Consider the following 17372-nt stretch of genomic DNA (forward strand, 5'->3'; position numbering starts at 1 on the left):
GTACGAACGCGTCGGCAGTGGTCGCGGGGCGTTCGACGTGCGAACGTCCCGCTCTTACTGGATCGTTGGCACCGGGAATGACCTGCGCGTAAACGACGCGGCAACGCGCAGCGCCGATCACCGTACGTGGATCTTGGATGACCCTGCGCGTCGTCGGCCGCTCCTGGAACGTCCGGGAGTCGGTCACGCGGTGTTCATTTTCCGGGGTAGTCGCAGCTATTCCACTGCTTCTTCTTCCACGGCGTCGGTGAGCCGTCCGGTGACCGGCCGCTCCCGCCACATGCGCAGGGCGATGTCGACCAGCCGGATCCGGACCAGTCCGGGCACCGCGTCCAGGTCCTGCCAGGCGGCGAGGTCGGTGGAGCCGCCGACCTCGTTGCGGAGTTCGCCGCCGATGATGCGGCCCTCGTAGACGAACCGGACGCTGTGGTGGTCGACGGGGCGTCCGAACCGGTCGCGGAAGGTGTGGCGGGAGGAGTTCACGCCGAGCAGTCCGGCGACCTCGATGCGGTAGCCGGTCTCCTCCTCGACCTCCCGGCGCACGGTGTCGTAGGGGTCCTCGCCGTGTTCCATGCCGCCGCCGGGGACGACCCACTCGGGGGTGCCGTCGGCGGCGGGGGAACGGGCGAGCAGGATCTGTCCGTCACGGACACATATGGCGTAGGCCGCCACCCTCAACTTCTGTCTCACTCCGGGACGTTACCCGATTTCGCCGCCTTCTGGACCGATGCCCGCAAAACGCATCGGGGGTTTTCCCCATACATCCATTTCGGTTCGGTCAACCCTCCCCAAAGAACCCCACCGTGCGCAAAGCTGTGCGATCGTCCGGGCTCGCGTACCGGACCGTCGCGACCAGGGCCGATCGGTCCCGGTCGCTTCCCGCTCGTTCCTTTACCTGCAAGGGATGCCGATGACCCACAGCTCCCAGCGTGATCCGATATCGAGCCGGAGACGGGCGGCGCGCATAGCCGTGGCCGCCGGGCTCGTCGCCGCGCTCTCCGCGGCCGGACCGGTCCCCCTGGCCTTCTCCGCCGACGAGCCGGGCGCGTCCGCACCGTTCGACGCCGACGTCAAGTCCGCGCACCACAAGCTCGGTTCGGACGACGCGGACCTGCTCGCGGAGGCCAAGGCCGACGGCGACAAGACCGTCACCATGATGATCGCCACCGCGCCCGGGAAGACCGAGCAGGTCGCCGGGCAGCTGGACGCGGTCAAGGGCGGCTCGGTGGGCCGGGCCGACGACAAGCTGGGCTACGTCCGCGCCACCGTCCCGACGGCCAAGGCGGACTCGGCGATCGCCGCCGCCGCCAAGCTCTCCTCCGTGCACGGCATCGACCTGCGCGAGGAGATCCCGCTGGACGACCCGGCGCCGGGCGCGGACACCGCCGAGGGCGCCAAGGCGACGGGCACGTACCCGGCGCCGGGCAAGAAGACCCCGGCCGAGAACCCGTACAACCCCTCCTTCGAGACGGGCGCGGTCGACTTCGTCGAGGACCACCCGAAGGCGGACGGCCGCGGTGTCACCATCGGCATCCTGGACTCCGGCGTGGACCTCGGCCACCCGGCGCTGCAGAAGACCACGACCGGCGAGCGGAAGATCGTCGACTGGGTGACGGCGACCGACCCGATCGTCGACAGCGACAACACCTGGCGCCCGATGGTGACGGCCGTGTCCGGCCCGGCGTTCACCTACCAGGGCCAGTCGTGGAAGGCACCGTCGGGCTCGTACGCCGTCAGCGTCTTCAAGGAGTCGTACACCACCGGCGGCGACGCGAAGGGCGACGCCAACCGCGACGGCGACACCACCGACGCCTGGGGCGTGCTGTACGACGCGGCGGCCGGCACGGTCCGGGTCGACCTGAACAACAACTTCGACTTCGGCGACGACGCCCCGATGAAGCCGTACAAGGACGGCCACCAGGTCGGGTACTTCGGCACCGACGACCCGAAGACCGACGTCGCCGAGCGGCAGCCGTTCGTCGTGGAGATCCGCAAGGACGTCCCGATGGACCCGCTGGGCGGCTCCTGGGTCGGCAAGAAGTCCGACTTCGTCAACATCGGCGTCATCGAGTCCGAGCACGGCACGCACGTCGCCGGCATCACCGCCGCCAACGGCCTGTTCGGCGGGCGGATGAACGGTGCCGCTCCGGGCGCCAAGCTGGTCTCCTCGCGCGCCTGCACCTGGTCCGGCGGCTGCACCAACGTCGCCCTCACCGAGGGCATGATCGACCTCGTCACCAAGCGCGGCGTCGACATCGTCAACATGTCCATCGGCGGCCTGCCGGCGCTGAACGACGGCAACAACGCGCGCGCCGAGCTGTACACGCGCCTCATCGACACCTACGGCGTGCAGCTGGTGATCTCCGCGGGCAACTCCGGCCCCGGCGCCAACACCATCGGTGACCCGGCCCTGGCCGAGAAGGTCATCTCGGTCGGCGCGTCCGTCTCCAAGGAGACCTGGGCCGCCAACTACGGCTCGGTCGTGGAGAAGAAGTACGCGCTGATGCCGTTCTCCTCGCGCGGCCCGCGTGAGGACGGCGGCTTCACGCCGACCCTGGTCGCCCCGGGCGCGGCGATCAACACCACGCAGACCTGGCTGCCGGGGTCCCCGGTCGCCGAGGCGGGCTACTCCCTGCCGGCCGGCTACTCGATGCTCCAGGGCACCTCGATGGCCTCCCCGCAGGCCACCGGCGCCTCGGCGCTGCTCCTGTCGGCCGCGAAGCAGAAGAAGATCGACCTCACGCCGGCGACCCTGCGCACGGCCCTCACCTCGACCGCCGACCACATCAAGGGTGTGCAGGCGTACGAGGAGGGCGCGGGCCTCATGAACATCGAGGACGCCTGGGACTCGATCCGCGACGACGCGACCGCCCACGACTACACGGTCAAGGCGCCGGTCGACACCGCGATCGACCAGTTCCTGAAGACCCCGGGCCACGGCACCGGCATCTACGACCGCGAGGGCGGTCTGAAGGCCGGCCAGAAGAAGACGTACGAGGTCACCCTCACCCGTACGTCCGGCGCCGACAAGGCGATCCGGCACGAGCTGCACCTCGAGAACAACGCGGGCGGCACGTTCCGGATCGTCGGCTCGGACGAGGTGAAGCTGCCGCTGAACCAGCCGGTGACCGTCAAGGTCCAGGCGGCCCCGAAGTCCGCGGGCATCAAGAGCGCGATCCTGGAGGTCGACGACCCGCGGACCGAGGGCATCGACAAGCAGGTCCTCAACACGGTCGTGGTCTCGGCGCCGCTGAAGTACACCTACTCCGCGTCGGGTTCGGTGCAGCGCAACAGCACCCAGCACTACTTCGTCACCGTCCCCGAGGGCGCCAAGTCGCTCGAGGTCGCGATGAGCGGGCTGAAGGACAAGAGCCAGACCCGGTTCATCTCCATCCACCCGTACGGCGTCCCGTCCGACCCGACGTCGACGATCAACTGCTACCCGAACTACACCAACACGGCCAACACCTGCCGCCCCGACCTGCGTTCGTACGCGGACCCGCAGCCGGGCGTGTGGGAGATCGAGGTCGAGTCGCGCCGTACGTCGCCGCTGCTCGACAACCCGTACCAGCTGGACGTCGCCGTGCTCGGCGCGGCCTTCGACCCGGAGACCGTGACCGTGCCCGAGGCGAAGGTCGGCACCCCGGCCGCCGCCTCCTGGAAGGTGACGAACGGCTTCGCGGCGATCGACGGCAAGCTCGTCGGCGGCCCGCTCGGTTCGGCGAAGGCGACCCGTCCGTCGATCAAGCAGGGCGAGACGCAGAGCACCACGGTCGAGGTGCCCGCGGGCGCCAAGTCACTGGACGTCGCCATCGGCGGTGTCTCGGACGCCGCGGCCGACCTGGATCTGGCGGTCTACAACGCCGCCGGCACACAGGTGGGCAGCTCCGCCGACGGTGACTCGGAGGAGTCGGTCTCCGTGCCGTCCCCGGCCGCCGGCACGTACACGATCAAGGTCGTCGGCTACGCGGTGCCGGCCGGCACGACCGCGTACGACTACCGGGACGTGTTCTTCGCTCCCACCCTCGGCAGTGTCTCGGTCGACGGGTCGGCGCCGGTGAAGCTCGGTACGGGCGACTCGGCGACGTTCTCGGGCAGCGTCACCGCCACGGCGGCGGCCCCCGAGGGACGCGAGTTCTTCGGCCAGGTGCAGCTGGTCAACGCGCGCGGCACGGTCGCGGGCCTGGGCAGCGTGAAGATCGAGAAGGTCGTGCCGTAACCGACGGCCACAGCAGGTGAGGGCGGGCGTCCGTACGGGCGCCCGCCCTTTCTCATCGGTCCTGCGGGCAGGGCAGCGTGCGGGACTCCGGCAGGGCTGCGGTGATCCACGCCCGGTCACGGACGATCTCCTTCTCCCCCGTCGCCCACATGTCGGGCTCCGCCTGCCCGCCGGAGATGCCGACGAGAACCCGGTCACCGGCGCGGAGCCGGGGCTCGGCGCCGCTCTCCATGGGGAAGGTGACCCGCTTCCGGCCCTTGTCGGGCTTGTACCAGCGCGCCACGTCGAGGGTGATCCGGTCCTGGCCGGTACCGGGGAGGGCCTCGATCCCGGCGACGGTGCCCTCGACGACGATCCGGGCGCAGGCGAGGTACCCGGCGTGTCCGAGCTTGGATTCCTCGTCGGTCCGCGACCGGCTCGCGGAACTGTCGGAGGCGGCCGACCCGCCTTGATCGGCCCCGCCCCCCATGCCGTCGCTCTGGACCACGAGCCATCCCATGCCGATGACGAGACTGGCCCCGACGGCCGCGACGAGGCCCTTCACGGCCACGGCCAGGGGCCCGGGCCGGGTGCGGCGCGCGGACAGCGGCGTCACGGAGGCGCCGTCGGCCCCGGGTCCGGTGACCGGCCCCGGGACCGGCCCCGGGACCGGCTCACGGACCGGCTCCCGGACCGGCTCACGGATCTGCTCGGGCTCGGCGAGTGTCTGCCCGATGAGGCCCAGATGTTCGCGCAGCAGCGCCACGTCCGCGGTCGCGGAGCGGTACTCGGCCATGAAGGCGTCGTCCGCGAGGGCATCGTCCGGTGGCACTTCGCCGGTGATCACCGCCAGCAGCGCGGCCTCGCCGTGCTCGTCCTTGTCGTGCTCGCCCTTGTCGTGCTCGGCGGTCATGTCACACCACCTCGTCCTCGTGCAGGCGGGTGCGCAGAGCTCGTACCGCCGTGTGGAGTCTGCTCTTGACCGTGCCCTCCGGGACGCCGAGCTGCTCGGCGATGGAGCGGACCGGCAGGTCGGCGTAGAAGCGCAGCACGACCACCTGGCGCTGGGCGTCGGGCAGCTCGTCCAGGCCCTGGGCGACGGCGACGGAGAGCACGCTGGTGTCCTCGCCGGAGGGGTGCTCGTGTTGGCGCAGGGCTGCCAGCCGCTCCCCGAGGCGCTCCTGGCGGCGTTTGGCCCGGTGCCAGTCCATGGCGAGGTTGGAGGCGACGACCGCGGCCCACGCCGAGACGTCCCGCGGCGCCTCCCGCCCGCTCGCGGCCCGCTCCAGCAGCCGCAGGCGGACCTGCTGCACCCCGTCCGGCAGGTCCGCCTGCGGCACCCCGCCCAGCGCGAGCACCGCCCGCACCCGGCGTTCCTGTGCCGCGTCCAGCGGATCAGCCGCGTCCGGTGGGTCGGCCGCCTCCAACGGATCAGCCGTCTCCAGCGGATCGTCGCCGGTACCGTCCCGCGGCGTCTCCCGGGCCCGCCGGGCCCTTCCGCGCAGCAGCACAAGCCACCCCCCTCGCCGTGTTTCTCCTACGACGCCGGCACCGCCCGGAACGTTCGGTCCTTTTTCCGACGGAGTGATCGAGGCGTACGTCACACTCCCGTGTGGCCGAGAGCAACAGGGGCAGGCGACCTTGCGGCCCATGACCCCCGGGGAACGAATTCCTCCAGCTCAGCGGGGGTGGACACCGGACGTCCGCAACCATGGAGCGGGACCCGTCGTCCCACTGGCCGGGCAGACCGGTGAAAGAAGTGGACAGACGGGCCGTGGTCGGCCGCATGATGGAAAAGCCTCGGCCAAGCAACGAGCACGTGAAGAGACGCAGGAGAGGGAGTCACCGTGAGGGTCGGAATCGTCGGAGCCACCGGACAGGTGGGCACGGTCATGCGCAGGATCCTCACGGAACGGAACTTCCCGGTCACCGAGCTGCGCCTGTTCGCCTCGGCCCGTTCCGCGGGCTCGCAGCTGGACGGCGTGACGGTGGAGGACGCGTCCACCGCCGACTACACCGGCCTGGACATCGTGCTGTTCTCCGCGGGCGGTGCCACGTCCAAGGCGCTGGCCGAGAAGGTCGCCTCCCAGGGCCCCGTGGTGATCGACAACTCCTCCGCGTGGCGCAAGCACCCGGAGGTCCCCCTCGTCGTCTCCGAAGTCAACCCGCACGCGATCAAGAACCGCCCCAAGGGCATCATCGCCAACCCGAACTGCACGACGATGGCCGCCATGCCGGTGCTGCGTCCGCTGCACGACGAGGCCGGCCTGGAGGCCCTGGTCGTCGCCACCTACCAGGCGGTGTCCGGCTCCGGTCTCGCGGGCGTGGCCGAGCTGCACGGGCAGGCGCAGAAGGTCGTCGCCGACGCCGACAAGCTCACGCATGACGGCGAGGCCGTCGACTTCCCCGAGCCGGGCGTCTACAAGCGCCCCATCGCCTTCAACGTGCTGCCGATGGCGGGCAGCATCGTCGACGACGGCCTGAACGAGACCGACGAGGAGCAGAAGCTCCGCAACGAGTCCCGCAAGATCCTGGAGATCCCCGAGCTGAAGGTCTCCGGCACCTGCGTGCGCGTCCCGGTCTTCTCCGGCCACTCGCTGCAGGTCAACGCCCGCTTCGCCCGCCCGATCTCCCCGGAGCGCGCGACGGAGCTGCTGGCCGACGCCCCGGGCGTCGTCCTCACCGACATCCCCACCCCGCTCCAGGCCGCCGGCAAGGACCCGTCCTACGTGGGCCGCATCCGCCGCGACGAGACGGTGGAGAACGGCCTGGCCCTGTTCCTCTCCAACGACAACCTCCGCAAGGGCGCCGCGCTGAACGCGGTCCAGATCGCGGAGCTGGTGGCGGCGGAGCTGAAGGGCTAGCGCCTGCGCACCTCGTAGTAGAAGCAGCCGTACTCGACGGCCCGGACGTGGACGAGCTCCACGGCCGGGTCGTCGAATGCTTCTGTGAAGGCCTCGTCGAAGGCGGCGGGGTCCTCGACCAGCCGTCCGCCCAGGATATGCCCGTCGGCCGAGTAGCGGCGGACCGTGCGGTGGTTGTCGGTGAAGGGGAGGGCGTCGGTGTCCGGGCCCGCGCACTCCTCGGCGTGGATGAAGACGGGGCCCTGTTCGTCGTAGGCGCCCGGGTCGACGCCCTGTTCGGCCGCCCAGCGGCGCAGTGGGGCGTACGAGACCAGGGCGATGCGTTCGCCCGGTGCGCTGCGGCGCAGGCAGCAGCGGAGCGGGGCGCCGCCCTCGGTGTCGGTGAACGGGGAGGTCGGGCGGCCCGCGTCGTCCGTCTCGCGGAGTTCCTTCAGGGCGGGCGGGGCGATGGGGCGGGCTGTGTACGTCGTCGTCTTCATGGCTTCAGGCTCGCGCGCGCGGGACGGGATCACCGGCGGGTTCCGGACGTCGCTCTCCCCCGGGCGTCCGGCCCGTACGACGTGGCGTTCCGCCGGGCACTCGCCTCCCGAGGGGTATCCCTAGAAGACGCCCAGGTCGTCGCCTGAGGCGAGGCCGCCGTGGAAAGATGGCGCAACCCACCCATACCGAGGAGATGACCGCGTGCCTGGCACAAACCTGACCCGCGAGGAGGCGCAGCAGCGGGCGAAGCTGCTCGCCGTTGACTCGTACGAGATCGAACTCGACCTCTCCGGCGCGCAGGAGGGCGGCACCTACCGGTCCGTGACCACGGTGCGCTTCGACGTCACGGCGGAGGCCGGCGCCGAGAACGGGGCGGAGTCGTTCATCGACCTGGTGGCCCCGGCGGTGCACGAGGTGACCCTGAACGGGGACTCCCTCGACCCCGCCGAGATCTTCGCGGACTCCCGGATCGCCCTGCGCGGCCTGCTCCAGGGCCGCAACATCCTGCGGGTGGTCGCCGACTGCGCCTACACCAACACCGGTGAGGGCCTGCACCGTTTCGTCGACCCGGTCGACGACCAGGCGTACCTCTACACCCAGTTCGAGGTGCCGGACGCCCGCCGGGTGTTCGCGAGCTTCGAGCAGCCGGACCTCAAGGCGACCTTCCAGTTCACCGTGAAGGCGCCGGAGGGCTGGACCGTCGTCTCCAACTCGCCCACCCCGGAGCCCCAGGACAACGTCTGGGTCTTCGAGCCGACGCCGCGCATCTCGTCGTACATCACGGCGCTGATCGTCGGCCCGTACCACTCGGTGCACAGCGTGTACGAGAAGGACGGCCAGTCCGTCCCGCTCGGCATCTACTGCCGTCCCTCGCTCGCGGAGTACCTCGACTCGGACGCCATCTTCGAGGTGACCCGGCAGGGCTTCGAGTGGTTCCAGGAGAAGTTCGACTACACGTACCCGTTCAAGAAGTACGACCAGCTGTTCGTGCCGGAGTTCAACGCGGGCGCGATGGAGAACGCGGGCGCGGTGACCATCCGCGACCAGTACGTGTTCCGGTCGAAGGTGACGGACGCGGCGTACGAGGTGCGCGCGGAGACCATCCTGCACGAGCTGGCCCACATGTGGTTCGGCGACCTCGTGACCATGGAGTGGTGGAACGACCTGTGGCTGAACGAGTCGTTCGCCACGTACACCTCGATCGCCTGCCAGGCGCACGCGCCGGGGAGCCGGTGGCCGCACGCGTGGACCACCTTCGCCAACTCCATGAAGACCTGGGCGTACCGGCAGGACCAGCTGCCGTCCACCCATCCGATCATGGCGGAGATCCGGGACCTGGACGACGTCCTGGTCAACTTCGACGGCATCACGTACGCCAAGGGCGCCAGCGTCCTGAAGCAGCTCGTCGCCTATGTCGGCATGGACGAGTTCTTCCGGGGCGTGCAGGCCTACTTCAAGCGCCACGCCTACGGCAACACACGGCTGTCCGACCTGCTGGGCGCGCTGGAGGAGACCTCCGGGCGCGATCTGAAGACGTGGTCGGAGAAGTGGCTGCAGACGGCCGGCATCAACGTGCTGCGCCCGGAGATCGAGACGGACGCGGACGGTGTCATCACCTCCTTCGGCATCCGTCAGGAGGCCCCGGCCCTGCCCGCCGGCGCCAAGGGCGAGCCGACGCTGCGGCCGCACCGCATCGCCGTGGGCCTGTACGAACTCGACGACGCGAGCGGCAAGGTGGTCCGCCGGGAGCGTGTCGAGCTGGACGTGGACGGCGAGCTGACCGCCGTGCCGCAGCTGGTGGGCAGGCCCCGCCCGGCCGTGGTCCTGCTCAACGACGACGACCTGTCGTACGCGAAGGTCCGCCTGGACGAGCAGTCCCTGGCCTTCGTGACGGAGCACCTGGGCGACTTCGAGTGGTCCCTGCCCCGCGCCCTGTGCTGGGCGTCGGCCTGGGACATGACGCGCGACGCCGAGCTCGCGACCCGCGACTACCTGTCCCTGGTGCTCTCGGGCATCGGCAAGGAGTCCGACATCGGTGTCGTGCAGTCGCTGCACCGCCAGGTGAAGCTGGCGATCGACCTGTACGCCGACCCGGCCGCCCGGGAGGCGCTGCTGGCCCGCTGGACGGACGCGACGCTGGCCCACCTGCGGGCGGCGGCGCCGGGCGGCGACCACCAGCTGGCGTGGGCGCGCGCGTTCGCCGCGACGGCCCGCACGCCCGAGCAGCTGGACGTGCTGGACGCGCTGCTGGACGGCTCGCAGACCATCGAGGGTCTGGTCGTCGACACGGAGCTGCGGTGGTCGTTCGTGCAGCGACTCGCCGCGGTCGGCCGGTTCGACGAGGCGGAGATCGCGGGCGAGTACGAGCGTGACCGGACGGCCGCCGGTGAGCGTCACGCCGCCACGGCCCGCGCGGCCCGTCCGACCCCGGAGGCCAAGGCGGAGGCGTGGGCGTCGGTCGTCGACTCCGACAAGCTCCCGAACGCCGTGCAGCAGGCCGTGATCGGCGGCTTCGTCCAGACCGACCAGCGTGAGCTGCTCGCCCCGTACACGGACCGGTACTTCGAAGTGGTCAAGGACATCTGGGAGTCCCGCTCCCACGAGATGGCCCAGCAGATCGCCGTCGGCCTCTACCCGACGATCCAGGTCTCGCAGGAGACCCTGGACAAGACGGACGCCTGGCTGAGCTCGGCCGAGCCGAACGCGGCCCTGCGGCGGCTGGTCTCGGAGTCCCGGGCGGGCGTGGAGCGCGCCCTGCGGGCCCAGCGGGCGGACGCGGCTGCGGAGTAGCCGACCGCACGCTCATGAAGGGGCGCCCGGCGACTTGCCGGGCGCCCCTATCCTTTGTCTCCTGTCCTTTGTCCCCTGTCCTTGTCCTTGCCCTTCGGCGGTCGGTGTTCTCGGGGGGGCTACCGTCGCGGTGCGGTGTCCGTCAGGTCCGTCGCACGGTCGAGGGGGTTCCTTCGGGTGAACCTGACGACGCGTGCCTCCCGAGTCGTGAACTGTCCCGCCACCGTCGCCCCGAACGCCAGTCCCATGCCCACCAGTTGCACGGGCGTGAGCGCCTGGCCGAGCGCCGCCCAGCCGACGACGGCCGCGGTGAGCGGGGAGAGCGGGCCGAGGAAGGTGACCTGGGTGGCGGTGAGGCGGCCGATGCCGCGGAACCACAGCCAGTAGGCGACCGCCGTGTTCGCGACGGCGAGGTAGAGGTAACCGCCGGCCGCCCGGGCGTCCAGGGCCGGTGGCGCGCCCTCGACGAGGAGGGCGAGGGGCGCGATGAGCAGGCCGCCGGCGGTCAGCTGCCAGCCGGTGAGGGCCAGCGGGCCGACGCCCTCGGGCCTGCCCCACCGCTGGGTGAGCACGGTGCCGGTCGACATCGACGCGGTGGCCGCGACGGCCGCCAGCACACCGAGCGCGTCGAGCGCCCCGGCCGCCCGCAGGACGACGAGGCTGACGCCGAACGCGGCCACGGCCCCGGTGAGCAGGGTGCGCCGGGTCGGCCGCTGCCCGAGCAGCAGCGCCGAGAGGCCGGCGACGAACAGCGGCCCGGCCGAGCCGACGACCGCCGCCATGCCGCCGGGCAGGCGGTACGCGGAGAGGAACAGCAGCGGGAAGAAGGCGCCGATGTTCAGCGCGCCGAGCACCGCCGCCTTCCACCACCAGGCACCGCGTGGCAGCACCCGGCTCAGGGCGAGCAGCAGCAGACCGGCGGGCAGCGCGCGCATCAGCCCGGTGAACAGGGGGCGGTCGGCCGGGAGGAACTCGGTGGTGAGCGCGTAGGTCGTGCCCCAGGAGACGGGGGCGAGGGCGGTGAGGGCGATGAGAGCCGGGCGGGAGACGGCCATGGGAGACACCCTTCAAAGTAGGTCGGCAGAAAGTAGCTTAGCGCTAAGCAACTTTCCGTCAAGCTACTTTCTTGCGGGTGACCAAGTGGGGCTGGATACTCGGGGCATGAGCGAGAGCCGTGAGCAGCGCAGGGACACCGTCGACCAACGCAGGGATCCCGTCGACGCGATCATCGACCAGTGGGCGGCGGTACGGCCCGAGCTCGACACCCGGGCGATGGAGGTCTTCGGCCGGATCCACCGGCTCTCCCGGGCCATCGGGAGCCGCCTGGAGCACACGTACGGGCGGTTCGGAATCGCCACGGGCGAGTTCGACGTGCTGGCGACCCTGCGCCGCTCGGGCGAGCCCTACACGCTCTCGCCCCGACGGCTGTCGGAGACGCTCATGCTGACCACGGGCGGGATGACCGGGCGGCTGGACAAGCTGGAGCGGGCCGGGCTCCTGCGCCGCTCCCCCGACCCGCACGACCGGCGGGGCCTTCAGGTGACGCTCACCGAGGAGGGACTGCGCGTCATCGACGGGGCGGTGGTCGCCGGTCTGGCCGTCCAGACGGAGGCGCTGTCCGCCCTTGAGGGGGAGCGGCCCGGGGAGTTGGCCGACCTGCTGCGGGATCTGCTGGCGGGGACGGAGCGGCTCTGAAACACCGAGGGCGCCGCCGCGGTGACCGCGACGACGCCCTCGAAGAGGAACGCTGGTCAGGCCTTGACGTCAGCCTGCGCTCCGGCCTTGGTCGTGATGTTGGAGCTGGTCGGGTCCTTCTTCTTGTGCGACTTGTCGCCGACCATCACCAGACCGGCGATGACCAGGTACAGCACGATCGGCAGAAAGACGAAGAGGCCCAGCGTCTCGATGACGCTCAGGCCCGTACCGGGGTCGTCACCGTCGTCGCGCGTGAGCGCGGAGGCGGGCGACGACAGGAGCAGCATCATCAGCGTCGTACCGGCTGCCAGGGCGCCGGCGCGCAGGGCGTTCTTCTTGTCCACGGTGCCAAAAATATCCAACGCCGTGTGGGGACGCGCGTCCGGGGTGCCGTAAGGAGTCCGGCGAAGCCCTCGCCTCACGCGCCGCCGTCCCTGAGCACACCCATCAGCGCGTACAGCCGCGACGATGCCGCCAGGTCCTCCAGCGTCACGGGACGTCCCTGCGCGTCCGCGATCGGCAGGCGCCAGTTCGGGTACTGGTCCCACGTGCCCGGGAGGTTCTGCGGGCGGCGGTCGCCCACCCCGTCCGGGAGCCAGACGCCGATCATGCGGGCCGGGGTGCGGAGCAGGAAGCGGTGGACGGCCTGGATCTCCGCCTCCTCCGAGGACGGGTCGGTGCCGCCTGTGCCGCCGTCCAGCAGACCGAGGCTGTTGAGCAGGGCCAGCCACTCCCCCGTGTCGGCGGCGGCCTCGGCGCGCTCCTCCGCCAGGGGGCGGGTCAGCAGGCCGAGGCGGTCGCGGAGTTCGACGTGCTCGCCGGTGAGGCGGGCGGCCGTGGAGGGCAGGTCGTGGGTGGTGGCGGTGGCCAGGCAGTCGGAGCGCCAGCTGCCGGGGGGCAGGGGGCGGCCGTCGCCCTCCCAGTCGCGTTCGAACCACAGCACGGACGTGCCGAGCACTCCGCGTTCGCGCAGCTTTTCGCGGACGCCGGGTTCGACGGTGCCCAGGTCCTCGCCGATCACCAGGGCCCCGGCCCGGGAGGCCTCCAGGACGAGGACCGCGAGCATGGCCTCGGCGTCGTAGCGGACGTAGGTGCCCTCCGTGGGCGGATGCCCCTCGGGGACCCACCACAGGCGGAACAGGCCCATGACGTGGTCGATGCGCAGGGCTCCGGCGTAGCGGAACAGGGCGCGGAGCAGTTCGCGGAACGGGGCGTAGCCCGAGGCGGCCAGGCGGTCGGGGCGCCAGGGCGGCAGGCCCCAGTCCTGGCCGCGTGCGTTGAAGGCGTCCGGTGGGGCGCCCACCGACATCCCGGCGGCGAAGTACTCCTGTTGCGCCCAGGCGTCGGCGCCGCCGGGGTGCACGCCGACCGCGAGGTCGTGCACGATCCCGACCCGCATCCCGGCCTCGCGGCCCGCGCGCTGCGCGGCGGTCAGCTGGGTGTCGGTGAGCCAGGCGAGCCGCGTCCAGAAGTCGACCCGGTCCATGAGGCCGGACCGGGCACGGGCGACGTCGGGCGAGCGGGGGTCACGCAGACCGGTCGGCCAGCGGTGCCAGTCCGAGCCGTGCACCTCGGCGAGCGCGCACCAGGTGGCGTGGTCCTCCAGGGCCTGGCCCTGCCCGGCGAGGAAGTCGCAGTAGGCGGCGCGCCTGCCGGGGCCGAGCGGCACCTCGCACAGCAGCTCCAGCGCCTCCCGCTTGAGTTTCCACACGGCGTCCCGGTCGATCAGCGCGCCCTCCTCCAGCACCGCCTCACGCAGCCGGCCGGCCCCCTCCCGCAGGGCGTGCAGCCGCTCGTGGTCCTCGACGTAGGCGTATTCGGGGATCTCCTCGATCCGCAGGTGCACGGGGTCGGGGAAGCGGCGTGAGGAGGGGCGGTACGGGGAGGGATCGGTGGGCGCGCCGGGCACGGCGGCGTGCAGCGGGTTGACCTGGACGAACCCGGCGCCGAGCGACCTCCCGGCCCAGCCGGCCAGCTCCGCGAGGTCGCCGAGGTCGCCCATGCCCCAGGAACGGCGGGACAGGAGGGAGTACAGCTGGACGAGGAGTCCGTGCGAGCGGGCGGTGGCGGCGGGCAGACGGGGCGGGGCGACGATCAGGTGGGCGGTGGCCGTGCGGCCGTCGGGGGCGGTGGCGGTCAGGCGGTGGACGCCCGGCGGGAGCCGCTCGGCGGAGGTGTGTGTCTCGCCCTGCTCGGTGTCGACGCGCAGCCGGGTGCCGTCGGGGAGCGCGGCCAGGGCGGCCGGGGGGCCGGAGCCCCAGCCGACCACCGTGGGCGGCAGCAGTCGTGCGCCCAGTTCCCGCTCCCGGGCGGCGAGCGCGGCGCGGACGGCGCCGGGCGTGCTCGCGTCCACACCGAGAGCGGCGAGGGTGAGGGTGACCGCGGTGGCCGAGGCCGGGACCGAACGGTCCGGGGAGGGACTGTAGGAAGTGGCGACGCCGTACAGGTCGGCGAGGCGGGACAGGTCCTCAAAGGGCGGTTCGGCCGGCCCGGATGCGGTCATCCAGGCCCCCTAGGACCTCATGTAGTCCGGGACGAAGGCGGAGGGCTCGCTGGTCAGGGGGGCGAATTCGGCGAGCGGCGGTTCACTGGTGAGGGGCTCGGCGTCGGGCAGCGGGGGCTCGCTGGTCAGCGGGGGCTCGGCGCAGGTGCTCTCGGCGCTGAAGACGCAGTAGTGCGGGTCGTCGTAGCGGGGATCGTCGTAGTGCGGGTCGAGGTCGGCGGACGTGTCCGCCACGGGTTTGGACGGGGCCGGGAGCGGAAGGAAAGTCATCGCAGCCACGGGGGCCTCCTTGCCTGGTTCATCGTTCGACGGGTTATCGCAGCCCTACCCAGTCGAGGCGAGGACAGACGCCCCAGGCCGAACATCGTGCTTCTGTTCACATTCCACTCCCCTCCACTTCCTCCAGAATCCGACAAATCGGCCACACCGGCCACTCCCGTTGACACTTTCACCGACGGGTGGTGGGCTCGTTCTCCCGGTCGAACACATCAGGAGGGGGCCTGTGGGACTGAGGCGTGGGAAGCGGGCAGCGGCTCTCGCGGTCGCCGTCGTCGCCGGAAGCCTCGGCATCCCGCCCGCCGCGGTGGGAGCTCCGCCCGCCCCGGGCAGGACCGCGACGCCCACCCCCGACAGCGCCGGGCCGGACCTCTCCGTCTGGCCGCGGCCGCAGTCCCTGCGCGGGAACGGCGCCCCGGTCGCGGTGCCGGACGAGGTCGCCCTGATCACCGGCCCCCGGGCCGACCCCTACGCCGTCGAGGCCCTGCGCGAGCTGCTGCGCGAGGCCGGGGCCCGCAGGATCACCGACTCCGCCGAGCGGCGGCCGGGAGCGCTGACGGTGCGCGCGTCGACGCAACCGGTGCGCCGGGGCGACCGGCACGCCCTCCCCTCCGGGGGGTACGAGCTGTCCGTGGGCACGGGCGGCGTCTCCCTCACCGGCACCGGCCAGGACGGACTGTTCCACGCGGTGCAGACGCTGCGGCAGCTCCTGCGCCCCGACGGCACCCTGGCAGCGGCCGTCGTACGCGACTGGCCCGGCACCGCCGTGCGCGGCATCACCGAGGGCTTCTACGGCCCCGCGTGGACGCACGGGGAGCGGCTGGGGCAGCTCGACTTCATGGGGCGCACCAAGCAGAACCGCTATCTGTACGCCCCGAGCGACGACCTGTACCGGCAGGCGCGCTGGCGGGAGCCGTACCCGGCGCGGGAGCGGGCCGAGTTCCGGGAGCTGGCCGAGCGGGCGCGCCGCAACCACGTCACCCTCGGCTGGGCGGTGGCTCCGGGCCAGGCGATGTGCTTCGCCTCGGATGCCGACGTGCGCGCGCTGACGCGCAAGCTCGACGCGATGTGGGCGCTGGGCTTCCGGGCCTTCCAGCTCCAGTTCCAGGACGTCAGCTACAGCGAGTGGCACTGCGGCGCGGACGCCGACCGGTTCGGCTCCGGCCCGCGGGCCGCCGCGCGGGCCCAGGCCCGGGTGGCGAACGCGGTGACCCGGCACCTGGCGGAACGGCATCCCGGCGCCGCGGCCCTGTCCCTGATGCCGACCGAGTACTACGAGGACGGCTCGACCGACTACCGGCGGGCCCTCGCGGACGCTCTGGACGCCGAGGTCGAGGTGGCCTGGACGGGTGTCGGGGTGGTGCCCCGCACCATCACGGGCGGCGAACTGGCCGGCGCGCGGAAGGCGTTCGGGCATCCGCTGGTCACGATGGACAACTACCCGGTCAACGACTACGAGCCGGACCGGATCTTCCTCGGCCCCTACCAGGGCCGCGAACCGGCCGTGGCCTCCGGCTCGGCCGCCCTGCTCGCCAACGCGATGCAGCAGCCGGAGGCGTCCCGCATCCCGCTGTTCACCGCCGCCGACTACGCCTGGAACCCGCGCGCCTACCGTCCCGGGGAGTCCTGGCGGGCCGCGATCACCGACCTCGCGGGCGGGGACCGGCACCGCGAGGAGGCCCTGGCCGCGCTCGCCGGGAACGACGCGTCGTCGGTGCTCGGCGGTGAGGAGTCCGCGTATCTGCGCCCGCTGACGGAGGCGTACTGGCGGGCCCGTACGACGGGCGGAGCGGGGACGGACGGTGACGCCGGGCGGCGGCTGCGCGAGGCGTTCACCGTGCTGCGCGAGCTGCCCCGGCGGCTGACGGGCACCGGCCTCGGCTCCGAGGTCGCCCCCTGGGCCGAGCAGCTGTCCCGCTACGGCGAGGCGGGCATGGCCGCGCTCGAGATGCTGGACGCGCAGCGCGCCGGCGACAAGGCGGCGGCCTGGACGGCGTACCGCAGGCTCGGCACGCTGCGGGCCCGGCTGGAACCGGCACCGGTCGAGGTCGGCACGGATGTGCTGGACCCGTTCCTGCGGCAGGCGCAGAAGGCGTACGCGGCCTGGTCGGGCATCCACCACGAGCCGCCCCCGAACCCCGGCGACCCGGGCGACGGCCGCACCCTGCGCTTCCCGCACCCCCGGGACCTGACCGCCGTGACGGTCCTCACCGACCCCGGCACCGAGGGCAGTGTGCAACTGCGTGTGCCGGGCGAGGGCTGGCGGACCGTCGGCCGGCTGTCCCCGTCGGGGGCGACGGAGGTACGCGTACCGGGCCGGGCCGGGCAGGACGACCCCCGACCGGGCACACCGGGCACGCCCCGGACCCGGACGCCGGGCACGCCCCTGACACCGACGCCGGGCACGCCCCAGACACCGACGCCGGGGCAGGACCGACAGGACGACCGCGCCCCGGAAGCCTCGCCCACGACCGGGACACAGGCCCCGGGCCGGACCGGGAAACGACGGCCGGCGACCGGACACACCGGCCACGCCCCGGGCCCAGGCACCGGGGCAGGTCCAGCA

General features: G+C 72.3%; 13 protein-coding genes. 5 read left to right on the top strand and 8 right to left on the bottom strand.

Annotation, left to right across the window (positions count from 1 at the left end; genetic code table 11):
• Window positions 1–216 precede the first annotated feature (216 nt).
• Window positions 217–690: an NUDIX hydrolase gene (locus SSQG_RS13260; RefSeq protein WP_244299113.1), complete on the bottom strand. Its 474-nt coding sequence runs from the start codon at window positions 688–690 to the stop codon at window positions 217–219.
• A gap of 220 nt (window positions 691–910) precedes the next feature.
• On the opposite strand from SSQG_RS13260, the gene SSQG_RS13265 reads away from it, so the two are divergent.
• Window positions 911–4219 (top strand): S8 family serine peptidase, encoded by a 3309-nt coding sequence (locus tag SSQG_RS13265; protein WP_003990276.1) that lies wholly within the window; start codon window positions 911–913, stop codon window positions 4217–4219.
• A gap of 52 nt (window positions 4220–4271) precedes the next feature.
• Here SSQG_RS13265 and SSQG_RS13270 read toward each other — a convergent pair whose 3' ends face one another.
• Both SSQG_RS13270 and SSQG_RS13275 read right to left on the bottom strand, forming a co-directional pair.
• Window positions 4272–5111 (bottom strand): hypothetical protein, encoded by an 840-nt coding sequence (locus tag SSQG_RS13270; protein WP_003990277.1) that lies wholly within the window; start codon window positions 5109–5111, stop codon window positions 4272–4274.
• 1 nt (window position 5112) lies between these two features.
• The gene (locus SSQG_RS13275) at window positions 5113–5706 is read right to left on the bottom strand and encodes a sigma-70 family RNA polymerase sigma factor (RefSeq protein WP_039935026.1); all 594 of its coding nucleotides are present in this window, start codon (window positions 5704–5706) and stop codon (window positions 5113–5115) included.
• 339 nt (window positions 5707–6045) lie between these two features.
• Between SSQG_RS13275 and SSQG_RS13280 the strand changes: the two genes are divergently transcribed.
• On the top strand, window positions 6046–7062 hold the full coding sequence (locus SSQG_RS13280) for an aspartate-semialdehyde dehydrogenase (protein ID WP_003990279.1): 1017 nt from the start codon (window positions 6046–6048) through the stop codon (window positions 7060–7062).
• On the opposite strand, the gene SSQG_RS13285 is transcribed toward SSQG_RS13280, so the two are convergent.
• Entirely contained in the window at window positions 7059–7541 is a 483-nt protein-coding gene (locus SSQG_RS13285; RefSeq protein WP_039932598.1) for a DUF1203 domain-containing protein, read from the bottom strand. The two genes, SSQG_RS13280 and SSQG_RS13285, sit on opposite strands and share 4 nt — an antisense overlap.
• Window positions 7542–7743: 202 nt before the next feature.
• Between SSQG_RS13285 and pepN the strand changes: the two genes are divergently transcribed.
• Window positions 7744–10332: an aminopeptidase N gene (pepN, locus tag SSQG_RS13290; protein WP_003990281.1), complete on the top strand. Its 2589-nt coding sequence runs from the start codon at window positions 7744–7746 to the stop codon at window positions 10330–10332.
• Window positions 10333–10451: 119 nt separating this feature from the next.
• Here pepN and SSQG_RS13295 read toward each other — a convergent pair whose 3' ends face one another.
• Window positions 10452–11387: an EamA family transporter gene (locus tag SSQG_RS13295; RefSeq protein WP_039932600.1), complete on the bottom strand. Its 936-nt coding sequence runs from the start codon at window positions 11385–11387 to the stop codon at window positions 10452–10454.
• Between the two features lie 106 nt (window positions 11388–11493).
• On the opposite strand from SSQG_RS13295, the gene SSQG_RS13300 reads away from it, so the two are divergent.
• On the top strand, window positions 11494–12027 hold the full coding sequence (locus SSQG_RS13300) for a MarR family winged helix-turn-helix transcriptional regulator (RefSeq protein ID WP_003990283.1): 534 nt from the start codon (window positions 11494–11496) through the stop codon (window positions 12025–12027).
• A gap of 56 nt (window positions 12028–12083) precedes the next feature.
• Here SSQG_RS13300 and SSQG_RS13305 read toward each other — a convergent pair whose 3' ends face one another.
• The 3 genes from SSQG_RS13305 to SSQG_RS13315 all read right to left on the bottom strand — a co-directional run bounded on the left by SSQG_RS13305 (window position 12084) and on the right by SSQG_RS13315 (window position 14809).
• Entirely contained in the window at window positions 12084–12371 is a 288-nt protein-coding gene (locus SSQG_RS13305; protein ID WP_039932602.1) for a hypothetical protein, read from the bottom strand.
• 74 nt (window positions 12372–12445) lie between these two features.
• Window positions 12446–14530 carry a 4-alpha-glucanotransferase gene (malQ, locus tag SSQG_RS13310; protein WP_003990285.1) on the bottom strand — a complete coding sequence of 695 codons (2085 nt, stop codon included), beginning with the start codon at window positions 14528–14530 and terminating at the stop codon, window positions 12446–12448.
• A gap of 9 nt (window positions 14531–14539) precedes the next feature.
• Window positions 14540–14809 carry a hypothetical protein gene (locus tag SSQG_RS13315; RefSeq protein ID WP_003990286.1) on the bottom strand — a complete coding sequence of 90 codons (270 nt, stop codon included), beginning with the start codon at window positions 14807–14809 and terminating at the stop codon, window positions 14540–14542.
• Window positions 14810–15032: 223 nt separating this feature from the next.
• On the opposite strand from SSQG_RS13315, the gene SSQG_RS13320 reads away from it, so the two are divergent.
• Window positions 15033–17372, top strand: a 2340-nt coding sequence (locus SSQG_RS13320; RefSeq protein WP_244299115.1) for a beta-N-acetylglucosaminidase domain-containing protein, incomplete at its 3' end; no start/stop codon positions are given.

The sequence above is a fragment of the Streptomyces viridochromogenes DSM 40736 genome (assembly GCF_000158955.1).
GTDB lineage: Bacteria > Actinomycetota > Actinomycetes > Streptomycetales > Streptomycetaceae > Streptomyces > Streptomyces venetus.

What these genes read in the sequence shown, in the direction of transcription:
- SSQG_RS13265 (WP_003990276.1), top strand. Translation starts at nt 911, where the DNA reads ATGACCCACAGCTCCCAGCGTGATCCGATATCGAGCCGGAGACGGGCG.
- SSQG_RS13270 (WP_003990277.1), bottom strand. Translation starts at nt 5,111, where the DNA reads ATGACCGCCGAGCACGACAAGGGCGAGCACGACAAGGACGAGCACGGC.
- SSQG_RS13285 (WP_039932598.1), bottom strand. Translation starts at nt 7,541, where the DNA reads ATGAAGACGACGACGTACACAGCCCGCCCCATCGCCCCGCCCGCCCTG.
- SSQG_RS13295 (WP_039932600.1), bottom strand. Translation starts at nt 11,387, where the DNA reads ATGGCCGTCTCCCGCCCGGCTCTCATCGCCCTCACCGCCCTCGCCCCC.
- SSQG_RS13300 (WP_003990283.1), top strand. Translation starts at nt 11,494, where the DNA reads ATGAGCGAGAGCCGTGAGCAGCGCAGGGACACCGTCGACCAACGCAGG.
- malQ (WP_003990285.1), bottom strand. Translation starts at nt 14,530, where the DNA reads ATGACCGCATCCGGGCCGGCCGAACCGCCCTTTGAGGACCTGTCCCGC.